19 protein-coding genes are annotated in these 26,869 nt (G+C 44.2%); 9 read left to right on the top strand and 10 right to left on the bottom strand.

Annotated elements, in window-relative coordinates; genetic code table 11:
• Position 1 precedes the first annotated feature (1 nt).
• The 3 genes from folP to rlmE form a co-directional block, all read right to left on the bottom strand.
• Positions 2–832 carry a dihydropteroate synthase gene (gene folP, locus AB4407_RS14020; protein ID WP_372121001.1) on the bottom strand — a complete coding sequence of 277 codons (831 nt, stop codon included), beginning with the start codon at positions 830–832 and terminating at the stop codon, positions 2–4.
• A gap of 89 nt (positions 833–921) precedes the next feature.
• The gene (gene ftsH / locus AB4407_RS14025; protein ID WP_372121002.1) at positions 922–2,889 is read right to left on the bottom strand and encodes an ATP-dependent zinc metalloprotease FtsH; all 1,968 of its coding nucleotides are present in this window, start codon (positions 2,887–2,889) and stop codon (positions 922–924) included.
• Between the two features lie 107 nt (positions 2,890–2,996).
• The gene (gene rlmE, locus AB4407_RS14030) at positions 2,997–3,626 is read right to left on the bottom strand and encodes a 23S rRNA (uridine(2552)-2'-O)-methyltransferase RlmE (RefSeq protein WP_009847548.1); all 630 of its coding nucleotides are present in this window, start codon (positions 3,624–3,626) and stop codon (positions 2,997–2,999) included.
• A 114-nt stretch (positions 3,627–3,740) separates the two neighbouring features.
• On the opposite strand from rlmE, the gene yhbY reads away from it, so the two are divergent.
• Complete coding sequence (yhbY, locus tag AB4407_RS14035) at positions 3,741–4,037, top strand: ribosome assembly RNA-binding protein YhbY (RefSeq protein WP_004738252.1); 297 nt, start codon at positions 3,741–3,743, stop codon at positions 4,035–4,037.
• A 125-nt stretch (positions 4,038–4,162) separates the two neighbouring features.
• Here yhbY and greA read toward each other — a convergent pair whose 3' ends face one another.
• A complete protein-coding gene (gene greA / locus AB4407_RS14040) occupies positions 4,163–4,636 on the bottom strand; it encodes a transcription elongation factor GreA (RefSeq protein ID WP_372121003.1) in 474 nt (157 codons plus the stop codon).
• Positions 4,637–5,151: 515 nt separating this feature from the next.
• Here greA and AB4407_RS14045 point away from each other — a divergent pair.
• Both AB4407_RS14045 and dacB read left to right on the top strand, forming a co-directional pair.
• Entirely contained in the window at positions 5,152–6,177 is a 1,026-nt protein-coding gene (locus AB4407_RS14045) for a porin (RefSeq protein ID WP_372121004.1), read from the top strand.
• A 112-nt stretch (positions 6,178–6,289) separates the two neighbouring features.
• Positions 6,290–7,723, top strand: a complete 1,434-nt coding sequence (gene dacB / locus AB4407_RS14050; protein ID WP_372121005.1) for a serine-type D-Ala-D-Ala carboxypeptidase — start codon at positions 6,290–6,292, stop codon at positions 7,721–7,723.
• Positions 7,724–7,848: 125 nt separating this feature from the next.
• On the opposite strand, the gene AB4407_RS14055 is transcribed toward dacB, so the two are convergent.
• Both AB4407_RS14055 and tyrS read right to left on the bottom strand, forming a co-directional pair.
• Positions 7,849–8,694 carry a magnesium transporter gene (locus tag AB4407_RS14055; RefSeq protein WP_029225591.1) on the bottom strand — a complete coding sequence of 282 codons (846 nt, stop codon included), beginning with the start codon at positions 8,692–8,694 and terminating at the stop codon, positions 7,849–7,851.
• 383 nt (positions 8,695–9,077) lie between these two features.
• Positions 9,078–10,265, bottom strand: a complete 1,188-nt coding sequence (gene tyrS, locus AB4407_RS14060; protein ID WP_372121006.1) for a tyrosine--tRNA ligase — start codon at positions 10,263–10,265, stop codon at positions 9,078–9,080.
• A gap of 129 nt (positions 10,266–10,394) precedes the next feature.
• Here tyrS and AB4407_RS14065 point away from each other — a divergent pair, with 129 nt between their 5' ends.
• The gene (locus tag AB4407_RS14065; protein ID WP_372121007.1) at positions 10,395–11,684 is read left to right on the top strand and encodes a peptidoglycan DD-metalloendopeptidase family protein; all 1,290 of its coding nucleotides are present in this window, start codon (positions 10,395–10,397) and stop codon (positions 11,682–11,684) included.
• Between the two features lie 77 nt (positions 11,685–11,761).
• On the opposite strand, the gene AB4407_RS14070 is transcribed toward AB4407_RS14065, so the two are convergent.
• The 3 genes from AB4407_RS14070 to erpA form a co-directional block, all read right to left on the bottom strand.
• Positions 11,762–14,851, bottom strand: coding sequence for an efflux RND transporter permease subunit (locus AB4407_RS14070; RefSeq protein WP_372121008.1), 3,090 nt, complete (start codon positions 14,849–14,851; stop codon positions 11,762–11,764).
• A 10-nt stretch (positions 14,852–14,861) separates the two neighbouring features.
• On the bottom strand, positions 14,862–15,986 hold the full coding sequence (locus tag AB4407_RS14075) for an efflux RND transporter periplasmic adaptor subunit (protein WP_372121009.1): 1,125 nt from the start codon (positions 15,984–15,986) through the stop codon (positions 14,862–14,864).
• 338 nt (positions 15,987–16,324) lie between these two features.
• On the bottom strand, positions 16,325–16,666 hold the full coding sequence (gene erpA / locus AB4407_RS14080) for an iron-sulfur cluster insertion protein ErpA (RefSeq protein WP_004734539.1): 342 nt from the start codon (positions 16,664–16,666) through the stop codon (positions 16,325–16,327).
• Positions 16,667–16,962: 296 nt separating this feature from the next.
• Between erpA and hemL the strand changes: the two genes are divergently transcribed.
• The gene (gene hemL / locus AB4407_RS14085) at positions 16,963–18,258 is read left to right on the top strand and encodes a glutamate-1-semialdehyde 2,1-aminomutase (protein ID WP_012604713.1); all 1,296 of its coding nucleotides are present in this window, start codon (positions 16,963–16,965) and stop codon (positions 18,256–18,258) included.
• Positions 18,259–18,398: 140 nt separating this feature from the next.
• On the opposite strand, the gene AB4407_RS14090 is transcribed toward hemL, so the two are convergent.
• Positions 18,399–18,524 (bottom strand): hypothetical protein, encoded by a 126-nt coding sequence (locus AB4407_RS14090; RefSeq protein ID WP_009847557.1) that lies wholly within the window; start codon positions 18,522–18,524, stop codon positions 18,399–18,401.
• A 76-nt stretch (positions 18,525–18,600) separates the two neighbouring features.
• Between AB4407_RS14090 and AB4407_RS14095 the strand changes: the two genes are divergently transcribed.
• From AB4407_RS14095 to AB4407_RS14110, 4 genes are all read left to right on the top strand, one after another.
• Entirely contained in the window at positions 18,601–19,686 is a 1,086-nt protein-coding gene (locus tag AB4407_RS14095; protein ID WP_372121010.1) for an AI-2E family transporter, read from the top strand.
• Between the two features lie 110 nt (positions 19,687–19,796).
• Positions 19,797–20,819, top strand: coding sequence for a 16S rRNA (guanine(1207)-N(2))-methyltransferase RsmC (rsmC, locus tag AB4407_RS14100; RefSeq protein ID WP_372121011.1), 1,023 nt, complete (start codon positions 19,797–19,799; stop codon positions 20,817–20,819).
• 217 nt (positions 20,820–21,036) lie between these two features.
• Entirely contained in the window at positions 21,037–24,426 is a 3,390-nt protein-coding gene (locus AB4407_RS14105; protein WP_372121012.1) for a response regulator, read from the top strand.
• A gap of 710 nt (positions 24,427–25,136) precedes the next feature.
• The gene (locus tag AB4407_RS14110; protein ID WP_171731580.1) at positions 25,137–26,819 is read left to right on the top strand and encodes an ABC transporter substrate-binding protein; all 1,683 of its coding nucleotides are present in this window, start codon (positions 25,137–25,139) and stop codon (positions 26,817–26,819) included.
• The last annotated feature ends 50 nt before the right edge of the window (positions 26,820–26,869 follow it).

The following is a 26,869-nucleotide window of genomic DNA, read 5'->3' on the forward strand; positions in this document are numbered from 1 at the left end:
ATTAGTGATTGTTATTCATCACTTCGATTATCTTCATCGCTTCCAATGTATCTTCAACATCGTGAACGCGAATAATTTGAGCACCTTTCATCGCTGCAATGGTGGCGCAAGTAACACTTCCTACCATGCAATCTGCTGGTGCTTTATCTAGAAGCTTAAAGATCATCGATTTTCTCGAGATACCCGCTAAGATTGGCAAGCCAAGCGTATGAAATTTTTCAAGGTGCGCTAATAAATGGTAATTGTGTTCGATGGTTTTACCAAAACCAAAACCTGGGTCAAGAATCAGCTGCTCTTTTGAGATACCGACCGCCTCACAAGCTTCGACCCTTTCTTTTAAAAAGTCTTCAACATCCGTGAAAACATCGTCATAGCTAGGGTTAGCTTGCATGGTTCTTGGCTGGCCTTTCATGTGCATCAAGCAAATAGGTACATTAGCCTCTGCGGCCACTTCTAGAGCTCCGGGCTCTTGCAGTGCGCGTACATCATTGATCAAATCAGCCCCTGCTTCAACAGCTTGGCGCATCACCTCAGCTTTGCTGGTATCAATCGAGATCCAAACATCAAACTTGGCGCGAATCGCTTTAATCGCAGGGATAACTCGAGCTAACTCTTCCTCTAAGGACACCTCTGGAGCACCCGGACGAGTCGATTCACCACCAATATCAATAATGCTCACGCCAGCTTGAATCATACGCTCAGCTTGCAGTAAGGCATTATCTAAAGAGTTGAATTTCCCACCATCAGAGAAAGAGTCAGGTGTAACATTTAGAATCCCCATCACATGTGGACGGTCTAAAACGAGCGTTTTATCGTGTGCTTTTAATATCATGAAAGGTAGGTCTTAAAGGTAAAAAACATCTTGGCCTATAAAAAGAAAAACCCTGAGCGTACTCAGGGTTTTAATTTAAAGCTTAACGATTAAGAATCTTTGTTTTGAGCATCATCTGTTTCAGATTTAACTTCTTCAACTTTCGACTCTTCAGCTTTTGGTTCGGCTGCAGCCTCTTCTGATTTAGCTTCAGGTTTAACTTCTTCCTTTGCAGGTTCTGCTTTCGCCTGATCGCCCCAACCAGCAGGCTCACGAATGTCGTCTTTACGTTCCATCAAGTCATCAATTTGACCTGCATCGATCGTTTCAAACTTCATTAGCGCATCTTTCATCGAGTGCATGATATCCATGTTCTCTTCAAGAATTTGCTTCGCACGAGCGTAGTTACGGTCGATTAGAATACGAATTTCTTCATCGATCAGCTTAGTTGTATCGTCAGAAACATGCTTAGCTTGGCTCATACCGCGACCTAGGAAAACTTCGCCTTCTTCTTCAGCATAAAGAAGAGGACCTAGTTTTTCAGAGAAGCCCCACTGCGTAACCATCTTACGAGCAATATCTGTTGCACGTTCGATATCGTTAGACGCACCGGTCGAAACTTTGTCTTTACCGTAGATAAGTTCTTCAGCAAGACGACCACCGTACAAGCTAGAAATCATAGACTCTAGGTGTTGGCGAGACATGCTCACGCGATCTTGCTCAGGTAAGTACATAGTTACACCAAGCGCACGACCACGTGGGATGATTGATACTTTGTACACTGGATCGTGTTCAGGTACCAAACGGCCAACAATTGCGTGACCCGCTTCGTGATAAGCCGTTGATTCTTTCACTTCTTCAGACATAACCATTGAGCGGCGCTCTGCACCCATCATGATCTTATCTTTCGCAAGTTCAAACTCAACCATAGAGACATTGCGTTTGTTTCCGCGAGCAGCAAATAGAGCCGCTTCGTTAACAAGGTTCGCAAGGTCTGCACCAGAGAAACCTGGAGTACCACGAGCAATCAGAGATGGTTCAACATCACCTGACAGTGGCACTTTACGCATGTGTACTTTAAGAATCTGTTCACGACCACGTACATCAGGTAGACCAACCACAACTTGACGGTCAAAACGACCAGGACGAAGTAATGCAGGGTCTAGTACGTCTGGACGGTTAGTCGCAGCGATAACAATAATACCTTCGTTACCTTCGAAACCATCCATCTCAACCAGCATTTGGTTAAGTGTTTGCTCACGTTCATCGTGACCACCACCAACACCAGCGCCACGTTGACGACCTACCGCATCGATTTCATCGATAAAGATGATACAAGGCGCTGCTTTCTTCGCTTGTTCGAACATGTCACGCACACGAGATGCACCAACACCAACAAACATTTCAACGAAGTCAGAACCAGAGATAGTAAAGAACGGTACTTTCGCTTCACCAGCAATCGCTTTTGCAAGCAATGTCTTACCCGTACCAGGAGGACCTACCAACAGGATACCTGTCGGGATCTTACCACCAAGCTTTTGGAAGCGGCTTGGGTCACGAAGGTAATCCACAAGCTCTTTCACGTCTTCTTTTGCTTCGTCACAACCAGCAACATCAGCAAACATCGTTTTGATTTGTTCTTCGCTCATCATTCGAGCTTTGCTCTTACCAAAAGACATTGCGCCTTTACCGCCGCCGCCGCCTTGCATTTGACGCATGAAGAAAATCCACACACCAATCAGTAAGATCATTGGGAACCATGAAATGAAGATAGTGCCAAGCAGGCTCTGCTCTTCAGGTGGTGTACCCTGAACTTTTACGTTTTGATTAATTAAGTCATCAAGTAGCTTTTGATCATAAACAGGCATGTAAGTTACATACTTAGAGCCACCACCACGACGTGTGAAAGTGATTTCGCTGTTATTGAACTGTGCGTCTTGAATCTGGCCTTGGCCAACTTCCTGTACAAACGTGGTGTAATCTACTGCTCTGCCGTTACTTTCCCCAGGGCCGAAGCTCTGGAATACCGACATCAACACTACCGCGATAACAAGCCACAGAATTAAATTTTTTGCCATGTCACTCAAGGTGTAAGCCTCTCGATAACTAATTGTAATTAAAGGTAGGGTACTACAGTTTGTAACCTGTAGCCATGTTGTTAACTCTCACTCTTGGAAGAGAATCGTTAACCTTTGTAACCAGTTGCTACGATAAACACTTCACGAGAGCGAGCTCGAGAAGAGTCGGGTTTTCTAACTTTGACTGTTTTAAACATCTCACGGACGTCCTTAACATATTGGTCAAACCCTTCGCCTTGGAATACTTTTACAACAAAACTACCATTGGTAGCTAGAACTTGTCGACACATATCCAAAGCTAATTCAACTAAATACATAGCTCTTGGCTGATCCACAGAATTGTTGCCTGCTATATTAGGCGCCATATCAGACATCACGACATCAACCATGTTGGGTTGTATACGTTCCAGCAAGGCATCTAGAACAGCTTCTTCGCGGAAATCGCCTTGTAAAAAGCTCACACCAGCAATCGGATCCATTGGTAACAAGTCACACGCAATGATTTGACCGTTGTCTCCGATAATCTTAGCAGCATATTGAGACCAACCGCCAGGCGCTGCACCCAAATCCACAATGGTCATCCCTGGAGTCAGCAATTTATCTTTCGTTTGAATCTCTTCCATTTTGAAATAAGCACGCGAACGATAGCCTTTTTTTCTGGCTTCATTTGCGTACTTGTCGTCGAAGTGTTCCTTCAACCAACGGCCCGAACTGGCCGAGTGTTTCTGTTTGCTCATTGGATACCTAAATTGGAGGAAAGTACTAATTGCTGAATAAATTATAGTCTTCAGCTTTAGATGGCGTTAAAATAGGTTTTTTCAACCCTAATACTAAATAAAATTGGCCGCGTAATGAACCTAAGTACCAAACAAAAGCAGCATCTAAAGGGCCTAGCTCACAGTTTAAAACCTGTTGTGCTAATGGGCGCAAATGGACTTACTGAAGCTGTTCTAGCGGAAATCGAATTAGCTCTAGACCACCACGAACTGATCAAGATTAAAGTTGCATCAGAAGACCGTGAGACTAAGCAACTAATTATCGATGCAATTGTACGTGAAACTAAAGCTGAAAAAGTACAAACTATCGGTAAAGTTCTTGTACTGTTCCGTCAGTCTGAAGCACGTAAAATCGAGATTCCACGCAAGTAAGCGAGCTTAATATAAGCTAACTTCATTAAAAGAAAGCCACTGCGCTTAGCTTTTAGTGTAGCGTGAGAAACGAAAAAGGTCGCATTAGCGACCTTTTTTACTTATCAGAAACAAAGAAAATTCAATTAGATATATTCTACTTTGTCGATTTCGAAGTCTTTATCACCACCAGGGGTAGAGATCAGTACTTCATCGCCTTCCATCTTACCGATAAGACCACGTGCAATTGGGGATTTCACAGAAATGCGCCCCGTTTTGATATCGGCTTCATCTTCAGAAACGATTTGGTAGCGGAATTCTTCATCCGTATCTACGTCAATCAAAGTCACTGTCGTACCAAAGATAATCTTACCTGTGTTTTCCATCTGCGTTACATCGATGATCTGAGCCAGTGATAGCTTATATTCAATATCTCGAATTTGAGCTTCACAGATACCCTGCTCTTCACGAGCTGCGTGGTATTCAGCATTCTCTTTCAAGTCACCGAGTTCACGAGCTTCACCAATAGCTGCTGAAATAATAGGACGTAGCTTAAGTAGGCGATCTAATTCGTCACGTAGCTGCTGAGCGCCACGTACTGTCATTGGAACCTTTTCCATTTTTTACCTCTATGCCAAAGCTTTCTTTGGCCAACATAAATCCACCCAACATACTTATTGGGTGATAGAAACAAAACAATTTGGCTTAGTGTAAACAAACTTTATGGCTAAATCACCTTTATTCCACTTTGCGTTATAAAAGCTTTATCTAGGTCTAAATTACAGACATCACAAAAATGAATAATAACCTCACCATCAATAAGTTGGCGGTAAAAAATCTAAAAAAAACAAAAATAAACCAAATAAACACAGATCACACTTTTCTAAAAACCACATTAAATCAATAATTTAAACATGGCAAAACCCAATAAAACAGTGTGCATAATTTTTATTGATATCATTTTACTACCTGATGGTGGAACTTTAGGGTTAAAAAGTACCCCACGGATTGTTCTGGCAAGTTTCACGCTTTTGTTCTAAGCATGATTATGAAGCTTGATTAATACGAGCAATACACAAAAAGGATTCAAATCCTTGATAAATACCTTTATGGACAGTAATTAGGAATTAATAACATGAACAAGACTATGATCGCGCTTGCTGTATCTGCTGCAGCTCTTGCTACTGGTGCTAACGCTTCAGAACTATACAACCAAGACGGTACTTCTCTAGAAATGGGTGGCCGTGCGGAAGCTCGTCTATCTATGAAAGATGGTAACGCTCAAGACAATTCTCGAATCCGTCTTAACTTTCTAGGTCAAGTTGAAATCCAAGATGGCCTATACGGTGTTGGTTTCTACGAAGGCGAATTCACAACGGCTGAAAACGGCGAAGGCACTGACAAAAACAGCGACAGCCTAACTAACCGTTACGCTTACGCTGGACTTGGCGGTACATTCGGTGAAGTAACTTTCGGTAAAAACGACGGCGCTCTAGGCGTAATCACTGACTTTACCGATATCATGGCTTACCACGGTAACTCTGCAGCAGATAAAATCAATGCAGCAGACCGTGCTGACAACATGCTTTCTTACAAAGGTCAATTCCAAGACCTAGGTCTAAAAGCAAGCTACCGCTTCGCAGATCGTGAAGAAACTAAAGGTGGCGAGTTCACTGACAACGGTAAAGATGGTTACTCTCTATCTGCTATCTACGCAATCGGCGAGACTGGCGCTAAGTTAGGTGCTGGTTACGCAGACCAAGATAAATCTAACGAGTACATGCTTTCTGCTTCTTACGCTATCTCTGACCTGTACTTCGCTGGTGTTTTCACTGACGGTGAAAAGCAAACTACAGGCACAATCAAAAATAAAGCTGTTGATTACACAGGTTACGAGCTAGCAGCGGCTTATACTCTAGGCCAAACTGTATTCTCAACTACGTACAACAACGCAGAAACTGATAGCGAAACGTCTGCTGACAATATCGCTATCGACGCAACGTACTACTTCAAGCCTAACTTCCGTGGCTACGTATCGTACAACTTCAACCTAATCTCTGCGGGTGATAAGATCGGTACTACAGACCTAGCTTCAAACGGTGTCGCAACTTCTGCACAAGCTGAAGACGAGCTAGCACTAGGCCTACGTTACGACTTCTAATTCTGATTATCTAATTGATTAATTAGTTAATTTGGAATCAAAACGCCCGCTCTATAGCGGGCGTTTTTTATATCTGTATACTGAAAACATCAGCCATCCAAGAAAACCTTCTATGCGCCTTCTATCCAGCTTACTCCTATGTGGTTTGTCACTGTGTAGCTATTCAATTAATGCTTTCGAATACATCCCTCTAGATAAACTGCCCGATGGCAGTAGCACAAGCTTGATATTGAAGTCATTGAGTGATGATTCGAGTGAGTTGAACACCAATAGCGATGGCTTTTACCCACCCGCCAGTACGTTAAAGCTAGTCACCGCTTTGGCAGCCAAATTGGAGTTAGGAGATAATTTTAACTACACGACCAGAATTGCGCGTTCTAATAAAGATGTCGTGATCGCATTCAGTGGTGACCCTACACTACAAAGAGAGCATCTAAAAAACCTTTTAGATCAATATGCTAAATCGCAATCTAAAACCATCAAGGGCAACTTATACCTCGATAACTCAGCTTTTACTGGCTATCAACGAGCGGTTGGTTGGCCTTGGGACATTTTAGGCGTTTGTTACAGCGCTCCCTCTAGTGCAATGACCTTAGACAGTAACTGCGCACAAGCCTCTATTTATACAAAAGATAACGGTACAACACGCGTATATATCCCAGCTCACTACCCAATAGACGTGACAACCTCAGCAGCCACGGTAACTCGCTCCGGACAGAAGGCAACACAATGCGACTTAGAGCTCATCACCACACCAGATAACGCTTATAAGCTCTCTGGTTGCTTAGTTGAACGTAAAAAGCCACTCCCTCTCAAGTTTGCAATTCAAAATCCAGAACTTTACACCTCTCAAGTGGTTCACTCACTACTTAAAGAATTGAAGATCCAGGTTAAAGGCGATGTGATTGTTGGTAAAAAAGAGAAAGCAGACAAAACCACGTTAGTGGCTAGCCATCACTCAGCTAAACTTCCAGAGCTGCTCGATATCATGCTCAAGAAGTCGGATAACCTTATCGCAGATAATCTTACCAAAACACTGGGAGCGACATTTTATGTTCAACCGGGTAGCTTCAATAACGGCACTGAAGCTATAAAGCAGATACTACTAACTAAGGCGAACATCGACCTCAGTAAAGCGCAGCTAGCTGATGGTTCAGGGCTATCTAGAAATAACCGAATGAGCTCGCAGACCATGGCGCAGGTGCTTCGCTATATCTGGGAAAACGACCAAAAACTAAATCTAATTGAAGTGATGCCAACATCAGGTGTAAATGGAACGCTCAAGTACCGTCCAAGCATGAGAAAAGCACCAATCCAAGGTAACATTATTGCCAAAAGTGGTTCTTTGTATGGGAGCTATAACATGGCAGGCTTTGGTTTAGATAAAGCGGGAAAACCAAACTCTCTATTTGTACAGTTTGTCCGTGATTACTTTCCTGACACACCAGATCCAGAAAAACCAGTAGAAGCACCCATTACCCAGTTTGAACGAGCTTTCTACACAGATGTAGTTGAATTCAGTCAAACACAGAGCAAACCTAAGTAATGTTCAACTCTGTTTAAGCTTCTACTTAAGCAATAAAAATGGCGCTGAAGATCTTGAATCTTCAGCGCCATTTTTGTCTCTAAGGTGTTTTTAGCTATTTTTATAGGTACCTATTTTTATAGGAGCTAAGCGATCCCTAAGAATGAATTAACCACAGTGAAGTAGATCCACATTCCAGAGATATCCACTATCGAAGCCAGTACAGGGCTCACTAACACAGCAGGATCAAGTTTGAAGAATCGAGCGACTATCGGTAACCCGCCGCCGAGTACAGTTGATATGGTCACTTGAATAAACAGAGCAACAGCAATCGCGTAAGCAATCATATTAATGTCGTAACCCCCCGTTGACTGGTTGTCACTGAACAATAAGATTCGGCCAACCATCACTAAGGCGATCGCAAGAGCTAAACAGATAGCAACTCTAAGCTCTTTCCATAGAACGTTGGCCCACTGGCGTTTCTTCAATTCCCCTGTGGCTAAGGCCCTAATGACCAAAGTCGCAGCTTGTGTTCCTGTGTTGCCACCCGCGGCAGCGATTACCGGCATATAAATCGCCAGAAGTACTAGCTGACTAAGAATGTCTTCATACTGAGCAATGATAAGCCCAGAGACAATGCCCAGCAGTGCTAAGGCAATAATCCAACCGATACGCTGCCTAACATGGCTAAGCACTCCAGTTGAAAGGTAACCTTGTTGAGGTTCAACCTCTGAGTAGATCAGCCCTAGTTGGTGAGCTAGATGTCGAGAGCGCTTCTCAAAGCCCTGCTCTTCTAGCTCACTAAGTAAAGTCTGAATCGTACTCAGAGAGCATTGCCCAAGCACTAACACCGCATCTTCAAGTGGCATGCGGTTCAAAAGGTTAATTTGTTGCTCACGTCCGTACTGTTGAAAGGCATTCGATACAGCTTGGATGTCTTGCTCTGAGTACAGAGCTTCAATAGATAAAAAAGTGTTGTTCATTACCGTCATGGCGAATCTCCCGATTGGCAAAGGTAACGACCATCAAAACAAGTAGCCTATAGAGAGTACCCCGAGAGTATAAAGCGGTGTACACCAAGAGCTTAAAGCACTGATGTTTCTACTTGTTAGAATCTAGAGTGTGGAAAAGAATGAGGGGGGGGGAACAAAGATACCCTACCTGAACGGAAGGATAATAGATCAATACCGAGACAGGTTACTCTTCTCCATTCAAACTAGGAGGATGGTCGGTATTGTTCATAAAAATCTCCAAAATTACTGTCAGCTCGACAGCGCGCATAGTGTAGCAATCCTGTAAAAAATTCTTCGTCAACTTTCTGTCAATAAAAAAGGCATCCGAAGATGCCTTTTCTATAAATCATTGAGATTTAATATTACTTGATAGTAATACGAGCAAACTTACGCTTACCAACTTGGTAAACTGCAGTACCTGCTTCAGGTACGAATTTGCTGTCTTCAATCTTCTCGCCTTCAAGCTTAGCTGCGCCTTGCTTGATCATACGCATCGCATCAGAAGTCGAGTTTACAAGACCTGCTTCCTTTAGAACGTTCGCAATTGGCAGGCCTGCTTCGAATTCAAATTCAGGCATTTCATCAGGAACTTGGTTCTTAGCAAAACGGTTAACGAACTCTTGTTCAGCCGCTTCAGCATCGGCTTCGCTGTGGAAACGAGCAATGATCTCTTTAGCAAGAAGTACTTTCACGTCACGAGGGTTTTTGCCCGCCTCAACGCCAGCTTTCAGTTCCGCAACTTCTTCAAGAGGACGGAAAGACAGTAGCTCGTAGTAGCTCCACATTAGATCGTCAGAGATAGACATGATCTTACCAAACATCTCGCTTGGTGCTTCGCTGATACCGATGTAGTTGTGCGCAGACTTAGACATCTTCTTAACGCCGTCTAAACCAACAAGTAGTGGCATCATCAGTACCGCTTGTGGTTTTTGACCTGCAGCTTTTTGCAGTTCACGACCCATTAGAAGGTTAAACTTCTGGTCAGTACCGCCAAGCTCAACGTCGCTCTCTAGTGCAACAGAGTCGTGACCTTGTAGAAGTGGGTACATGAATTCGTGGATTGCGATCGGTTGACCACCAGCGTAACGCTTTTTAAAGTCATCACGCTCAAGCATACGAGCAACAGTTTGGTTAGAAGCAAGACGAATCATGCCTTCAGCACCAAGGTCAGATAGCCACTCAGAGTTGAAGCGAATTTGCGTTTTCGCAGGATCTAGAATTTTGAATACTTGCTCTTTATAAGTTTCAGCATTCTTCAATACGTCTTCACGGCTTAGTGGTGGACGTGTTGAATTCTTACCTGATGGGTCACCAACCATTGCAGTGAAATCACCAATTAGGAATGTCACTTCGTGACCAAGCTCTTGGAAAGCACGAAGCTTGTTAAAGATTACCGTATGGCCCAGGTGGATATCTGGAGCAGTTGGATCTGCACCCAATTTAATGCGTAAAGGACGACCTTCTTTTAATTTAGCAATCAGTTCGTCTTCTGGAATCAGTTCTTCTACGCCACGTTTGATCTCGGCTAGTGCAGCTTCAATACTCGCCATTCTTGTTCACTCCCACAGATTTGGCAAAAATATAATAGTTAGACATCTTACTTGAATAGCGATGTATTTTGAAACCAGTTACACTATTCCGTCGTCGATTTTCATGATATTTACAGAACGAACCGGAACATGTTGTCTATTTTTGCACGCCTTCCCATTTTGCACCGGGCATTTATCGCATTTTTTAGTGCCGTAATTTTTATCGCTATTTTCTTACTCCCCGACGTCAACAGCTTACGTGACGATACGGGAGCTTTAGTGGTGGGGAAACACTACCCACTGACGATCAGTGCATCAGCACTTGTTAGCTCAAGTGACGCACCACCGACGGCAGTACTCAAATGGGAAAAATACACCGTTCGCTCTGGCGAAAGCACCTCTGTTTTATTTGAACGTATTGGCCTTTCATACCGTTTGCTGATCACTCTACTCAATACCAACAACGATATTAAAAAACAGCTGTCCAACCTAAGACCTGGCGACGTATTACAATTCGGCTTTGATGAAAACAACGACCTTATTCAGTTGAAGCGACAACTTAGTGCGTTTGAAAGCTTCAAGATCACCAAGTCTGGCGATTCATTCTCCTCTAGCTTCGACAAAAAAGAAGTGGCCTACCAATACAACTATGCCGAAGCCAACATCACGTCTAACTTCTGGAATGCCGGTGTTAGTGCAGGCCTAACTGCAAACCAAATCATGGAACTGGCGGGTATTTTCGGTTGGGATATCGACTTTGCGTTGGATATTCGTAAGAACGACAGCTTCAAGATCTTGTATCAAGAGAAAGTCGTTGAAGGTGAAGTGATTGGTCGCGGTAAGATCATGGCAGCGGTGTTCAAAAACCAAGGTGATTCATTTACCGCGGTATTGGATGACAAGAGCGGCAACTACTTCGATGAAAATGGTCGAGCAATGAAGAAGGCCTTCCTGCGCTCTCCGATTGATTTCCGTCGTGTGACATCGAACTTTAACCCACGCAGAAAGCACCCAGTAACTGGTAAGGTTCGTGCTCACCGTGGTACTGACTACGCAGCCCCTGTTGGCACGCCTATCTGGGCAGCCGGTGACGGTATCGTTCAGAAGTCGGGTTACAACCAATTCAACGGTAACTATGTGTTCATTCGCCACAGTAACACCTACATCACTAAGTACCTGCATATGAAGCGACGCATGGTGAAAACAGGTCAGCGCGTAAAACAAGGCCAAACCATCGGTACTTTGGGCGGTACAGGTCGTGTTACTGGACCGCACTTACACTATGAATTCTTGGTCAATGGCGTACATAAAAATGCGCGAACCGTGAAGTTGCCTCAATCAAAGTCGTTAACGGGTAAAGCAAAAGCAACATTTATTGCGAACTCAGAGATTCGACTAAATAACCTTGAGCGATACGGTCAGTTACTCGCAACCAATTAGGTTGATAGCCATATAAACCAACTAAAAGAGCGCCCACCAAGGCGCTCTTTTTTATGTTCATCGAACCACTGTATCTACTATTTTTCCGGCTTCTTATCTCGCCCTAACATTAATAAACAAGGAGTCAGTACCAAGGTCAATACCGTGGCGAATGCTAAGCCTCCAGCAATAGCAGTCGCAAGCTGTGACCACCATTGTGTACTCGGCGCACCAAACTCTATCTTTTGATTAATCAGGTCGATGTTCATCTCTAGTACCATCGGCATCAAGCCTAAAATGGTGGTAACCGTAGTCAGCATTACTGGTCTTAAACGCTGAACACCCGTCCTGAGAATTGCATCTCGCTTGTCCAAACCTCTTTTAATCAATTGGTTATAGGTATCGATCAGCACGATGTTGTTATTCACCACTATACCAGCCAACGCAATCACCCCAATACCAGACATCACGATGCCAAACGGGCGCTGGAAGATAAGCAAACCTACAAACACACCAACGGTTGAGAACAACACGGCACTTAGAATCAGGAACGCTTGATAGAAGCTATTAAACTGAGTAATCAAAATCAACGCCATTACCGCCAGTGCAACCATGAATGCGCTTTGTAAGAAGGCTGACGAGTTTTCTTGTTCTTCATTTTGACCACGAATACGAAACTCGACACTACTTGGTAAGCCTAACTCACTTAACGCTTGCTCAATCTTTGGCAGTTCGAGGGCAAGGTTATAACCCTCTTCCATATCCGCCATGATGTTCACGACACGCTTACCATCAAGGCGCTTTATCGTGTCCTGCTTGTGGTCTGGCACTATCTGAGCAAAGTTAGTGATCGGCACCAAGCCCGCTGGTGTTTTGACTCTTAGTTGGTCAAAGCGCCCGATATCTCTTTTATCGCTTGGATAACGCACCAAGATGTCGACTTCTTCGGAAGAATCATCTGGGAGATAATCGCCAATCTTTAGCCCGTTAGTGACGAATTGAACCGTATTACCCACCAAGGTCGCATCAGCCGAAAAACGCGCAGCATCATCTCTGCGAATATCCACTTTCCAATCGATACCATCTTTACTCGCGGTATCACTTATATTGGTCAGCGCCTGATTGCCATCCGCCCAGTTCCTTACAATTTTTGCAGCCTGATTCAGCTGCTCTGGTGTTCTTGCCGACAGCTCAATCACTAAGTCATTTTCAACCGGAGGCCCTGCATCTGGAAACTTATATTCAATCTCGACCCCTGCGTATTGATCAGTGTGCACCTTTAATTCTTCAATGATCGCCTTAACACTGCGGCGGTATTGCCAATCAACCGGGGTAATCGAGATCAAACCAATCTGATCATCACCACCAGTACGCGTATAAACGGTATCGAACTCGTCATGATTCAGCATCATCTGTTCAATATCACGCATGATGACATCTTTCTCTTGGATGGATAGATCACCATGAGAACGAACTTTGACGTTAAAGAATGGCGGATCAACTTCTGGAAAGAACTCTGCACCTAGACCCGCTTTTGAATAAGTAAAACCAACCGCAACCGCGAGTAATATCGCACTGAAGAGAATCTTAAATGGGTGTTTAATCGCAATCGAAAGCGTGTGGTAATAAGCCTTGGTTAAACCAGTAGCCTGTGAGAAATCACCATTGTGCAATGCCACCATTCTCGCTTGGCTTTGGGGTGATACGTATTGCGGTTTGCCAATCAAGCCGCCTAATACGGGCACAAATAACAGCGCCATAATCAATGAAGCCGTCAAAGTCGCGATAAGTGTCAGTGGCAGGAACTTCATGAATTCGCCTGTTACATCAGGCCAGAACAGCAGTGGAGCAAATGCCGCCAACGTTGTCGCAGTAGACGCTGTTATCGGCCATGCCATCCGCTTAGCGGCATCTCGGTAAGCCGCTTTACGTCCTTCACCTTCTTGCATTCGCCTGTCGGCAAACTCGGTAACCACAATCGCACCATCAACCAACATACCAACGGCCATGATCAACGAGAACAGCACCACGATGTTGACGGTTAAACCAAACACAGACAGCACCAACAACCCAGTGAGGAATGACCCAGGAATTGAAATTCCGACCAATAACGCGGTTCGAACACCAAGAATGGCGATGATAACGATCACCACTAAAATGATGGCGGATAAGATATTGTTTTGAAGATCGTTGAGCATGATCTTCACATCTTTAGATTCATCCCAGGTGTATTTAACCAACAGGTTATTTGGCCATTCCGCTTGCTGCTGAGCGCCAGCCATGACCGCTTTAACTAACTCTACGGTTTCGATGATATTTTCACCCGCACGCTTCTTGATATCCAAGACCACCGCAGATTTACCATCTAAACGGGCAAAGCTTTCAGGATCTCGAAACGCTCGACGAACCGTGGCCACATCACCAAAGGTTACAACCTGTTTACCATCCACTTTGATAGGCAACTCAAGTACGTCTTTTAAAGAGTTAAATACCGAAGGAACTTTGACTGAGAAACGTCCGTAGCCAGTATCAACAAAACCAGCGGCGACCACTCGATTGTTCAGAGCGATCAGGTTATAGATATCCGCTTGATCTAGGCTGTAGCTCTCCATCAACAGCGGATCGACAATGATCTCGACGATATCATCGCGATCGCCCGCAATATCGACCTCTAATATCTGGCGATAGCTTTCGAGTTTATCTCCTACTTCTCGGGCAATTTGTACGATAGTACGTTCAGGAACAGTGCCGAATAACACGACAGAAAGTACTGGCTGCTCAGAAGCGAGTGTCACCTCATTTACGGTCGGTTCATCACTGTCTTCTGGTAACTTTGGTTTGGCGAGATCAACGGCGTCACGAACATCCGCCATTGCTTTAGTGAGATCGACTCCAACATTAAACTCCAACACCACAGAGGCGTGGCCTTCTGCTGCGGTTGCCGTCATCTCCTTTACGCCCTCAATCGACCTCAGCTCTTGCTCTATAGGCCTAACCAATAAACGTTCGGCGTCGGTTGGCGAAATACCCTGGTGACCAACAGAGACGTAGATAATCGGGATGGTAATGTCGGGGCTCGATTCTTTGGGGATCGTGATATAGGTAACGACACCTGCGACCAATATGAGAGCTAAAAGAGAGAGCATTGTTCGAGCACGAGACAAAGCTGCATCAATAATTGAATACATCAGTTATCTCCTACTCAGTTGTTACGTTAGAGAGTTCAGCACCTTGCTCAACAGCAATCACAGAATCACCATCACGCACAAACCCTTGGCCTACTGTGATGATATCAACTCGCTGACCTAATCCTGTGAGCCAAACTCCATCTTGTTCTGCCTTTACTAGCTGAATACCTATAAATTTCACGGTTGGTGAGTCATCGACTGAAACCAAAGTTTTGACCCCAAGATTTCCGGCCTCATCCAGTGCCAGCATCGCAGGTGTTATCTTGATAGCATCACTTGTTTCTAGGTTGAGTGTTACTTCAGCACTGACACCTGCTGGTAATAAGCCTTTGGAGTTATCGATTTCAATCTCTATTGGGAAGGTATTAGTAGAAGCAGAAGAGATTCGAGAAACATAGCGCAGACGACCTTCCGCTTCTTCTCGCCCTAACAGACGAACCAAGGCAGGTTGATTGACTAACAAATGCTGGATATGACGTTCACTGACATCGGCTTCGATGACCAGAGGGTCAAGATCAATCACACCAGCAACCGGATCGCCGACGCCTACGAAATCTCCAAGCTCAACCATCAAGTCTTGAACCACACCGGAGAAAGGCGATGTGATGACTGTATTTTTTAGAGCCAGTTCCGCATTACGCTTCATAGCCTTCGCTTCAGTTAACGAAGCCTCAGCTGTGGTGTAGGCTATCTCGCCTTGCAGCCCTCTTTTTTTCAGCGACTGCGCCGCCTTAAATTCTTTCTGCTTCAAACGATATAAAGCCGAAGCTCGCTCTAGCTGAATCTCTAAGTCACCTTTATCTATCTGGGCAATGGCCTGCCCAACTTTAACGGTATCGCCTTTCACAACGTTCAACCTAACAATCTTGCCCGCGACTTCCGCCCCCAATCGAGCATGCCTATCGGGTGCTGTGCGACCATAAAGATCTATGGTTTTAAAGGTGGGGGATGAAGTGAATGTTTGAAAGGAAACCTTAGCCAACGGAATTTCTGTCATTTTTTTTGCTGGCGACTCTTCCGCTTGCCCCACTCCTAAACCAAGCCAAATCGACAACAGCACAACGAGAACCAGAGAAACCAACCACGGTTGCTTCAGTTTCTGAAAAAATGGAGAGTTAGAAAATAGAGTGAGCATAGCAAATCCTTTTGTCCGATGTGATTCAGGCGCGCTAATTAGCTTAACACCGTCATATGCAACATCCTGATGCACAGAGGTAACCTTAACAGACCCACACCCAACGAAGTTGGACGCTATCGACAGTTTAAAAAACATGGCGTCTACTATAAACCGAATGAATAAAGTAGAACTTAAATATAACCACCTAAAATAACCTTGGCGTACATGCCTAGAATAAGTCGACTTACTGTCTGTTTTGTGTGGTGTATTTTTTACAAACAAAAACACCGAGCATTCGCTCGGCATTTAAAATTTTTCTAATGTAGCTTTCCGTTCAAACTACCTTTCAATGCAGGTTAAACGCTAAATGAAGCGCCACAACCACATGTTGTTGTCGCGTTCGGGTTGTTCACAAAGAAACGCGCGCCTTCTAGGCCCTCAGTGTAATCAACCATGCCGCCCATTAAGTACTGTAGGCTCATTGGGTCAACAACCAGCGTCACACCGCTGTTTACAATGGTAGTGTCGCCATCATTTACTTTTTCATCAAATGTGAAGCCGTATTGGAAGCCACTACAACCGCCGCCTGTAATGTATACACGCAGTTTTAGCTCTGGGTTTTCTTCTTCAGCAATTAGCGTTTGTACGCGGGTAGCTGCTGCATCAGAAAAAGACAATGGGATATTTACTTCGCTCACGACAACCTCTCTTACCTGTGTCAAAAACAACATGATACAAATCTAATTCGAGACCATAGTTGTTGAGTATTTTCTTATATTCTGGTGATTATCTAATACCTGACTGAAACGTTCAAGTATTCACCACCGGATCGTTCCTTTTAGTGCTGTAAACTCGCCAATATCTAACCATTTAAACGTGTAACCACACAAAACAACCAGATTCGGGTGATTATCTGGGTGAAAGCATTCCTACTTGGATTGTGGATAGGTACAATGCGTGCCAATTGGTCCGACAGTCAAAAGAGGATATATCAATGACCAAATCAGCAGAGCTATACGAAAAAGCACAGCAAACTATTCCTGGTGGCGTAAACTCTCCAGTTCGTGCATTCAATGGCGTAGGTGGTTCTCCAATCTTCGTTGAACGCGCTGACGGCCCACTTATTTTTGATGCTGATGGTAAAGCGTATATCGACTACGTTGGCTCTTGGGGTCCAATGATCCTTGGTCACAACCACGTTGTTATTCGCGACGCTGTCATTGCAGCAGCTCAACGCGGCCTTAGCTTTGGAGCTCCAACCGAGACTGAAATTAAAATGGCTGAACTTGTCTCAGAGATGGTTCCTTCAATGGAACAGCTACGCATGGTGAGTTCAGGTACAGAAGCAACAATGAGCGCGATTCGTCTTGCTCGTGGCTTCACTGGTCGTGACAAAATTCTTAAGTTTGAAGGCTGCTACCACGGCCACGCAGACAGCCTGCTGGTAAAAGCAGGTTCTGGCGCGCTGACTTTAGGTCAACCAAGCTCACCTGGCGTACCGGCTGATTTTGCGAAACTAACGCTAACTGCAACCTTCAATAATCTAGATTCAGTGCGTGAAATCTTCGCAGCAAACAAAGGTGAGATCGCGTGTATCATCGTTGAGCCTGTAGCGGGCAACATGAACTGTATCCCACCAGTAGAAGGCTTCCACGAAGGTCTACGTGAAATCTGCGACCAAGAAGGTGCGTTGCTAATCTTTGATGAAGTAATGACAGGTTTCCGCGTTGCTGAAGGTTGTGCTCAGGCTTACTACAACATCAAGCCAGACTTAACGTGTCTTGGTAAAGTGATCGGCGGCGGCATGCCTGTGGGTGCTTTTGGTGGTCGTAAAGACGTGATGCAATACATCGCACCAACGGGGCCTGTTTACCAAGCAGGTACGCTTTCTGGTAACCCTGTTGCAATGGCTGCTGGCTACGCATGCTTGAATCTTCTGAGAGAAGAAGGCAACGAAAAGCGTCTAGCGTCTAAAACTAAGCAGTTGGCAAATGGCTTCAAGCAACTTGCTGACAAGCATGGTATCCCTATGCTAGTTCACCAAGTTGGTGGTATGTTTGGTTTCTTCTTCACAGACCAAGAAACGGTAACGTGCTACGAAGATGTAACTAAGTGTGATGTAGAACGCTTCAAGCGCTTCTTCCATTTAATGTTAGATCACGGTGTTTACCTTGCACCTTCAGCATTCGAAGCAAGCTTTACTTCTCTTGCTCATGGTTCAAAAGAACTGGATGCAACACTAGAAGCTGCTGACCGCTCTCTTGCGATCATTGCTGCTGAAAGCAAATAATCGAAAGCACTTTATTAGTCGCTAACCGATTGAATTTGGGGCTGCATTAACGCAGCCCTTTTTAATGTGCTAAGTTAATCAGCCTCGAACACTTCCGCTAGATTACCCGTCAATTTATTCGAAAACCTAACGAAAAACGTCTAACGTTCCCAGAAAAGGAAAACCAACAGCATCAGCGTACCTAGGAACATTCTGAACCAAGGGATCTCTTTTTTTATTTGCTGTTCTTCGTCTTGGCATTTCTTATCTTTATTACAGCACCCCATTATCAAAACTCCTCATTGCTAACTCTCTGTTTTGCAGCCATTATAAACTCAGAACGCAAATATAGAGACCATTAACGTGTCAGAAAAACTCAAAATCAATACCAGCCACTGGGTGATCATCGTTGCCCTGCTTGCGGCGGCTTATGCTTGTTACTTGCTTATCGAGCCTTATGTAAATTCCATAGTAATGGCATTCATCATCTCGTTGCTGATGTTTCCAATTCACGAATGGCTTGAAAAGAAGATACCGAATAAAGAGAACGTAGTCTCTCTACTTTCTTGTGTGATCCTGACTTTCATTATTGTTATCCCTTTATTGGCAGTATTTGCAGCCATCGTGCAGCAAGGCTCCCTGTTCTCTCAGAACACCTACCAATGGGTGACACACGGCGGTATTCAGACTCTGTTTGCACACCCACTTGTGGTCAAAGCGCTGTCGTTTGTGAATAACTACCTGCCTTTCGACAACATTGAGCCCCAAGCCATCGCACAGAAAGTCGGAGAATTCGCGACAAGTTTTGGTTCTAAACTGGTTGGTATCAGTGCGAAAATCCTTGGTGATGCGACCAACTTCTTAATGGATTTCTTCTTGATGCTGTTTGTTCTGTTCTTTTTATTAAGAGATCACGACAAAATCATCAGTGTGGTTCGTCATATTCTTCCGCTATCTCGTAGCCAAGAAGACAAGCTCCTCACTGAGATTGAGCAAGTTTCTAAGTCTGCAGTGATGGGGTCATTCTTAACGGCGATTGCACAAGGTATTGCAGGCGGTTTAGGTATGTGGATTGCAGGTTTCCCTGGGTTGTTCTGGGGCACCATGATGGGCTTTGCCTCTTTCATCCCAGTGGTCGGTACTGCTCTAATCTGGATCCCAGCCGCAACCTACTTATTCCTAACAGGCGATACCACGTGGGCAATTTTCCTGACGGTTTACTGTGTCGCGATTGTTGGCTCAATTGACAACCTACTGCGCCCGCTGCTGATGCAAGGCAGTGCAGGCATGAATACGCTAATGATCTTCTTCTCACTGTTGGGTGGTATTCAACTTTTTGGCCTAATTGGTCTTATCTACGGCCCACTGATCTTTGCTATTACTATCGTTCTTTTCAATATTTACGATGAAGAGTTTAAAGACTTTTTAAACCAGCAAGACAATAGTTGATCAACTGTTCAGCAACTTGGTTGCCGAACCCGTATTAAACACTTCAAGCTTTGGGCGGATTATGCGAAAATCCGCCCTCATTTTTTGCTAACGATTCAATAGAGTGTCCTATGTCAGCTTATATTGCCCCAAGCCAAATTGCTGAGCGCCAACTTGCCTACTTTGAAGGCAAACATGTTTTAGTTGCCGGTGAGGCTGAAGACTTATTCCCTGTTGAATTAGCGAAACATTGTGAATCAGTCACCGTGTTTACTTCTAATTACAGCTACTACCGTCAATTAGAAGGCTGCAACACCATCCAGCGTTTTTATGGTGCGGAGTTTAACGAAGAGACCGAAGCTGACTTAGTGATGCTGTACTGGCCAAAAGCCAAAGCGGAAGCGGAATTTCTGTTGGCGATGTTATTTGCCAAGCTAGGTAAAGATACCGAGATTGTCGTAGTTGGCGAAAATCGTTCTGGTGTTAAAAGTATCGAGAAGATGTTCGCGCCTTACGGCAAAGTCGTGAAATACGATTCAGCGCGTCGTTGTTCTTTCTACTGGGGTCAATGCTTCGAGCAGCCACCAGCCTTCAACCTACAAGACTGGTTTAAAACCTACACGGTTAACATTGGTGAGCAATCACTGACTGTAAAAAGCCTTCCAGGCGTGTTTAGCCACGGTCAATTCGATGTTGGTAGCCAACTTCTGTTGGATACCCTGCCAAAACTAAAAGGTAAAGTACTGGATTTCGGTTGTGGTGCAGGCGTATTGGGCGCGGTAATGGCATCTCGTCACCCTGATATCGAACTGGAAATGTGCGACATCAGTGCATTTGCCGTGGCGTCTAGCCAAGCAACGCTAGAAGCGAATGGTTTAACAGGTAATGTCTTCGCCTCAGATGTCTACTCTGACACATCAAAAGATTACCAATTCATCATCAGTAACCCACCATTCCATTCTGGTTTGGATACAAGCTACAGTGCGACTGAAACCTTACTTGCTCAGGCTCCTAACCACATGAAGCGTTCTGGTGAGATGATTATTGTTGCGAACAGTTTTTTAAAATACATTCCAATTATTGAGCAAGCTTTTGGAAAATGCGCGACTCTAAATAAGACCACCAAATTCGCGATCTATCACGCAAGCAAATAGCCTACCTAACACAGCGCAGGGTCAATATCTGCGCTGTCTGTTTATATTTCTATCAAAAGCCCATAAAAATGAGCTTTTGCACACGCTTTAAATACCACTTACTTGTCAAAGTAAAAAAACTCGTTAATTTCGTTAAATTGGAACCCGTTAATTCTATTCTCTGTACTTGTTTTCATCCCTTTCAAGCAGTACATCAAAGGAAAGTAGTACCCAATTTATGTTTAGATTCTATCGTAAGCAGAAGTTTAAGCGCCTTCAAAATACCCTAATGCTGGCATTTCTTGTCCTTAGTATTACCCCAGTAACACTCATCGCGATATTTTTCCTCCAATCGCACAGTCAGGATCTTCAGGAACAAAGTACTTCGCACCTTGTTTCCGTCCGTGATACTAAACAGCAACAAATTGTCGATTACCTACAAGCTCAAGAATCCCAAGTGATGGGTTTTGTGCGCTCAGAGCTTGCTAATGCCAGTGGCGGGCGATTCTATGGTTTGATCAATGCCTTCCAACGCCTAGGGTTAGACATTGACGAAGCACGCGCTAATGCGCAGCAGCGCTATATTCAAGGCTCTGGCGATCAAATCAAAACATCGATTCTTCCTGAATCCAGCAGCTACATAGGCAGCGAGCGCTATCGTCTACTTCACAAACGCTACCACAACTCTTATTTAGAGCTGCTTAAGCGTTCAGATTTTGACGACATTTTATTGGTCGACATTAACGGTAACATCGCTTATTCAGTTTTTAAGCGCGATGACTACGGCACCAACTTGCTGACAGGTAAGTACAAAGATGCAAACCTTGGCAAAACCTTTCAACGCCTGGAAAAGGACGTAAAAGACAAACGCAAATCCAACGAAGACTACACGCCGGTTATCGTTTCTGATTTTAAAGACGAAAATGGTAAACAGACCGCATGGTTAGGCGCACCTATCGTTCAACAGGGCTACCTACACAGTTACGCCATGTTTAGACTGCCCATCAATGGTATTACTAAGCTTATTGCCGATCTCAACAAGAGTTCGAATATTCAAACCTTGCTTGTCGGCGATGATCATCTGCCACGTAGCCTTGCCCATTCGCAAGAGTCGATTAATCTGAGTTTAGATGTTGTTGATAAAGCTCTGGCAGGAGAAACGGCCGTTGGCACCTTCGACAACGCTCAGGATCAAGCGATCATCGCTGCATATACTCCAATAGAGCTCAAATATGCGACTTGGGCACTGGTTGTCGAGCTTCCAGAGAAAGAAGCGTTTGCCCGTATTCATCAGTTAGAAAAGATCTTTGTGATCGTGATGTTGACGGCGATTATTCTTGTATTTGTCGCATCCCATTATCTGTCTAACTTCATCACATCACCGTTACTCAAGCTCACATGGGCAGCAGAGAAAGTCTCTGCGGGTGACCTTGATGAAACCATGATTAATACCGAACGAAAAGATGAGATAGGCCGTCTCGCGGTAAGCTTCGAAAGAATGCAGCGTTCGATTCGTGAAAAGATGCTACTCATTAAGAGCCAAAATGATGAGCTTGAGGACAACCTTAAGACCATTCAAAAACAAAATGAAGAGTTGCAGCTGGCTAACAAACTTAAAGATGAATTCTTAGCAACAACATCACACGAATTAAGAACGCCATTACATGGCATGGTAGGTATTGCTGAAGCGCTAATATCTGGCGCAAACGGCCCTATTCCTGCCAATCAGAAGTACCAGTTGGATATCATCATCAATAGTGGCCAGCGATTAGCTACGCTGGTTGATGACTTGCTTGATTACCACAAGATGCGTTACGGCAGCTTAGATATTAAGAAATCTGCGGTTGATCTGTCGGCAGCCACCAGCTTGGTGCTTGAGTTATCTCATCATCTGTTGGGCAATAAGCCAATTCGAATTATTAACCAAGTACCCAGTGACTTAGGGTTGGTTTCGTCCGATCCTCAACGATTAGAACAAGTGATGTATAACTTGGTCGGCAATGCCATCAAGTACACATCAGAAGGTAAAATTGTTATCTCAGCAAGCGTTATCGACGACAACATTCGTGTACAAGTTGTTGATACAGGCCAAGGCATACCTGCTGAATACTTAGAACACATCTTTGAACCACTGATTCAAGCAGGACAAGACTCCAGTAACTATCGCCAAGGTGCAGGGCTTGGGTTGTCCATTAGTCGTCAGCTGATCGAGCTAATGGGTGGCTCATTGTATGTAAGTAGCCAGCCTATGCTTGGGACTACCTTCAGCTTCACATTACCTTTAGCTACCCAACAAGAATTGGATAACTACAGTGATTCAGGAAGCTATTCGCACTTCCAAGCGCCAGATTTAATTGATAACAGCCAACAAGAAAATAGTGTTATCAGTGAAGATCCAGACGGTCCGTTACTGGTTATCGCCGACGATGAACCAGTAAACTTACGCGTGCTAGACAGTTTCTTGAAATTGGAAGGTTATCGAGTGCGCACCGCATGTGACGGCCCAGAAACCATTGAACTGATTGAGAAAGAGAAGCCAGAGTTACTTCTTCTCGATATTATGATGCCAGGTATGAGTGGCTATCAGGTGTGTGAAGCACTGCGTAAGCAATACGATCATGCACAGTTGCCAATCATCATGCTCACAGCTCTCAATCAAGCAGAAGACCGTGTTCGTGGCTTTGAAGCTGGTGCCAACGATTACTTGTCTAAACCGTTCAACAAACAAGAGCTGGCGGCGCGAATTACGGCTCACTTATCAGCAAGTAAAGCTGAGCAAAGGCGTCTTGAGAATGATCAATTGCAACTGGAGCTTAAACACAGAGCGATGGTTGAAGCAAACCTGCTAGAAACTCAAGGGCGCTTGCTAGAGCAGCTAGAATCAGCCCCTGAGGCCATCATCTGTATTCGTGATGACCAAAGAATTCGATTTGCCAACGAAGCTGCAGCAAAACTATTTAGGCGCGGGCAAGAGCAGCTTAAACGCTCGATGGCCGATGAGATCATTGCGCCTAAATACCTTAAGGTGGAACAAGCTCACTACTGTGGTGATATTGACATCTATATAAACGACACTCGTCAGCGCATACCAAGTGATATCCTTAAGCTACCTGAAGGCTCAGGGCTCGACACCATGTATATCTTTAATGTTGGTGGTGGGGTAAACTCAAACCGAGTCAATAACCTTGAAACAGCAGTTGAGGCACTTTCAAGCTACGCCTTTGAGGGTGACAAAGATAAACTTCAACAACTGAAGGAGCTTGGCGGTGAGTTTACTCGCCTTGCAGATAAAGCAACCGGTGAAGGTAAAAACAAACAAGAGTTGATGCGTGAAGTTCTGGTCGATGTCATGACAAATGCCATCATCTACTGGGAGTCTGTTACAGGGGAAACCAAGTTTGCCTTCGCAGAGAAGAGTGGCTTGTGGCGCGTCTACTTAGACCGCAGCACGCTTCAAACGCGAACGTTGGACAAATACCTACGCGTAGAAACGCTACCGAAAACACCTCGCTGGAGAACGGTATTGAGCTCTATCGAATTCATACTCGAACACTGTAAAGAGCAGACACCGGAAAGAACACATATTGAGATGCTCAGGGACAAGCTACAGAAATTACTGACCAGTTAATCCTGAACTAACATCACGATACTTCGAATAATGAAGCCCACCTCGTGTGGGCTTTTTTGTGCATGGCATTTCAGTAACAGACACAATAACGCCTCCTTGAAACCACTTTTTTCACATCATTAAACAAGCAAAATATCACGTTACTTGAGCGCAAACAGCACTGTTAAAGTTTACGGTTACTTGCCCTTTTCTTCACCATTCTTAACCATTAGCTGACTATTTGTTGCAGTTTGAGAAGCGAGTCACAACAGAACGGCAGATTTAATTTTCTAGGGAAATTTAACGTAAAACGAGCAAGTGACCAAGATCTACAATTACATTAAAACAGAACAAGGCTATATAATTAAAAGAACAAAAAGTAAGTAAGCACTAACATTCAATTACCAACACAAATTCAATTGCGAGTCACATCACCCTAACAATTGCGTGCAAAAAACCATCAAACCACCTTATTTTGACGTTAATAACGTAGGGTTGTATGTTTTTAACGTTTTTAACGGGAAACGAGTTTGATTAATTCATCGATAAGGTGTTTTCTTACTCCTGCCAAAGGCCTACAGGCCACTCTTACCACTTCCCAGAATCAACGATGAATCTGGAGCAACGAAGAAGAGGTAGGCCTTTAACTAGAGTGTGTATCTACTAAAGCATTTAGCGACAGATAACATTCAATCCATTAGTGAAATGAAAGCAAATAGTAAGGAACAGCTATGCTTGCCAATATAAAAAAAACAGCAATAGCAACAGCAATTATTGCAACTGCTACAGCAGGTTTTGCATCAGTAGCAACAGCTGCAGAACGCAGTGAGTTGACGATTCACCCTAAAGAGTTCACAACCTTCGTACGTAACTTTAACCCGTACCTAGGCGCAACTCATTTACATACAACCTGGGACTTCCTATACGAGCCTTTAGTTGTATTTAACGAAATGCACGGTAACACTCCAGTGTTCCGTCTAGCTGAAAACTTCACTATGTCAGATGATCTGATGAGCGTAGTTTTTGATATTCGTAAGGGTGTGAAATGGTCTGATGGAGAAACTTTCTCTGCTGATGATGTTGTTTTTTCTTTCAATCTTGTAAAAGAGAAAACAGAGCTTGACCAATCTGGTATCAACTCTTGGGTGGCTTCTGTAGAGAAACTGAACGACTACCAAGTTAAATTCAGCCTAACCGAAGCAAACTCAAACGTACCTTATGAGATTGCTAAAGTACCTGTAGTACCTAAGCACATCTGGAAAGACGTTAAAGATCCATCAACGTTTACCAATGAGAACCCGGTAGGTTCTGGTCCATTTACAGAAATCGATACGTTTACAGCGCAACTATACATCCAGTGTGCAAACCCGAACTACTGGGATGCAGACAACCTAGATGTTGACTGTCTACGTGTTCCACAAATTGCGAACAACGACCAGTTCTTAGGTAAAGTTGTAAACAGTGAAATGGACTGGACGTCTTCTTTCGTTCCAGATATTGACCGTACATACGCAGCGGCAAGCCCGAAACACCACTACTGGTATCCGCCATCAGGTACACAGGCATTCATCGTTAACTTCAAGCACCCTGATGCTGCGAAGCATGAAGCATTAAACAACGTTGATTTCCGTCGTGCTTTCTCTATGGCTCTTGACCGTCAAACTATCATCGACATCGCATTCTACGGCGGCGGTACTGTGAACGATTTCGCATCGGGTCTTGGTTACGCATTCGAAGCTTGGTCTGATGAAAAGACTCACAACAAGTACAAAGGCTTCAACACTTACAACGCTGAAGGTGCGAAAAAGCTTCTTGCTGACGCTGGCTTCAAAGATGTAAACAAAGATGGTTTTGTTGACACTCCATCAGGTAAGTCTTTCGAACTAATGATCCAATCGCCAAACGGCTGGACTGATTTCAACAACACAGTTCAACTAGCGGTAGAACAGCTAAACGAAATCGGTATTAAAGCGAAAGCCCGTACGCCAGATTTCTCTGTGTACAACCAAGCAATGCTTGAAGGTACATACGACGTAGCATACACAAACTACTTCCACGGTGCGGATCCATACACGTACTGGAACAGTGCTTATAACTCATCACTACAATCTGGTGAGGGTATGCCTCGTTTCGCTATGCACTTCTACAAAAACGAGAAACTAGATGGTCTTCTAAACAGCTTCTACAAAACAGCTGATAAGAACGAACAGCTAGATATTGCACACGGTATTCAGCAAATCATCGCTGCAGACCAAGTGACAATCCCTGTGATGTCTGGTGCTTACATGTACCAATACAACACAACTCGCTTCACTGGTTGGTGGAACGAAGAAAATCCAAAAGGCCGTCCAAACATTTGGGCTGGTATTCCAGAGCGTCTACTTCATGTACTGGACCTAAAACCAGTTAAATAAGTAATCGTTCAATCTTTGCGGCGTAACTTCTTACGCCGCTTATAAAAATC

Origin of the sequence: Vibrio sp. 10N.261.46.E11 (genome assembly GCF_041472735.1) — a bacterium.
In the GTDB taxonomy this organism is placed as follows: Bacteria; Pseudomonadota; Gammaproteobacteria; order Enterobacterales; family Vibrionaceae; genus Vibrio.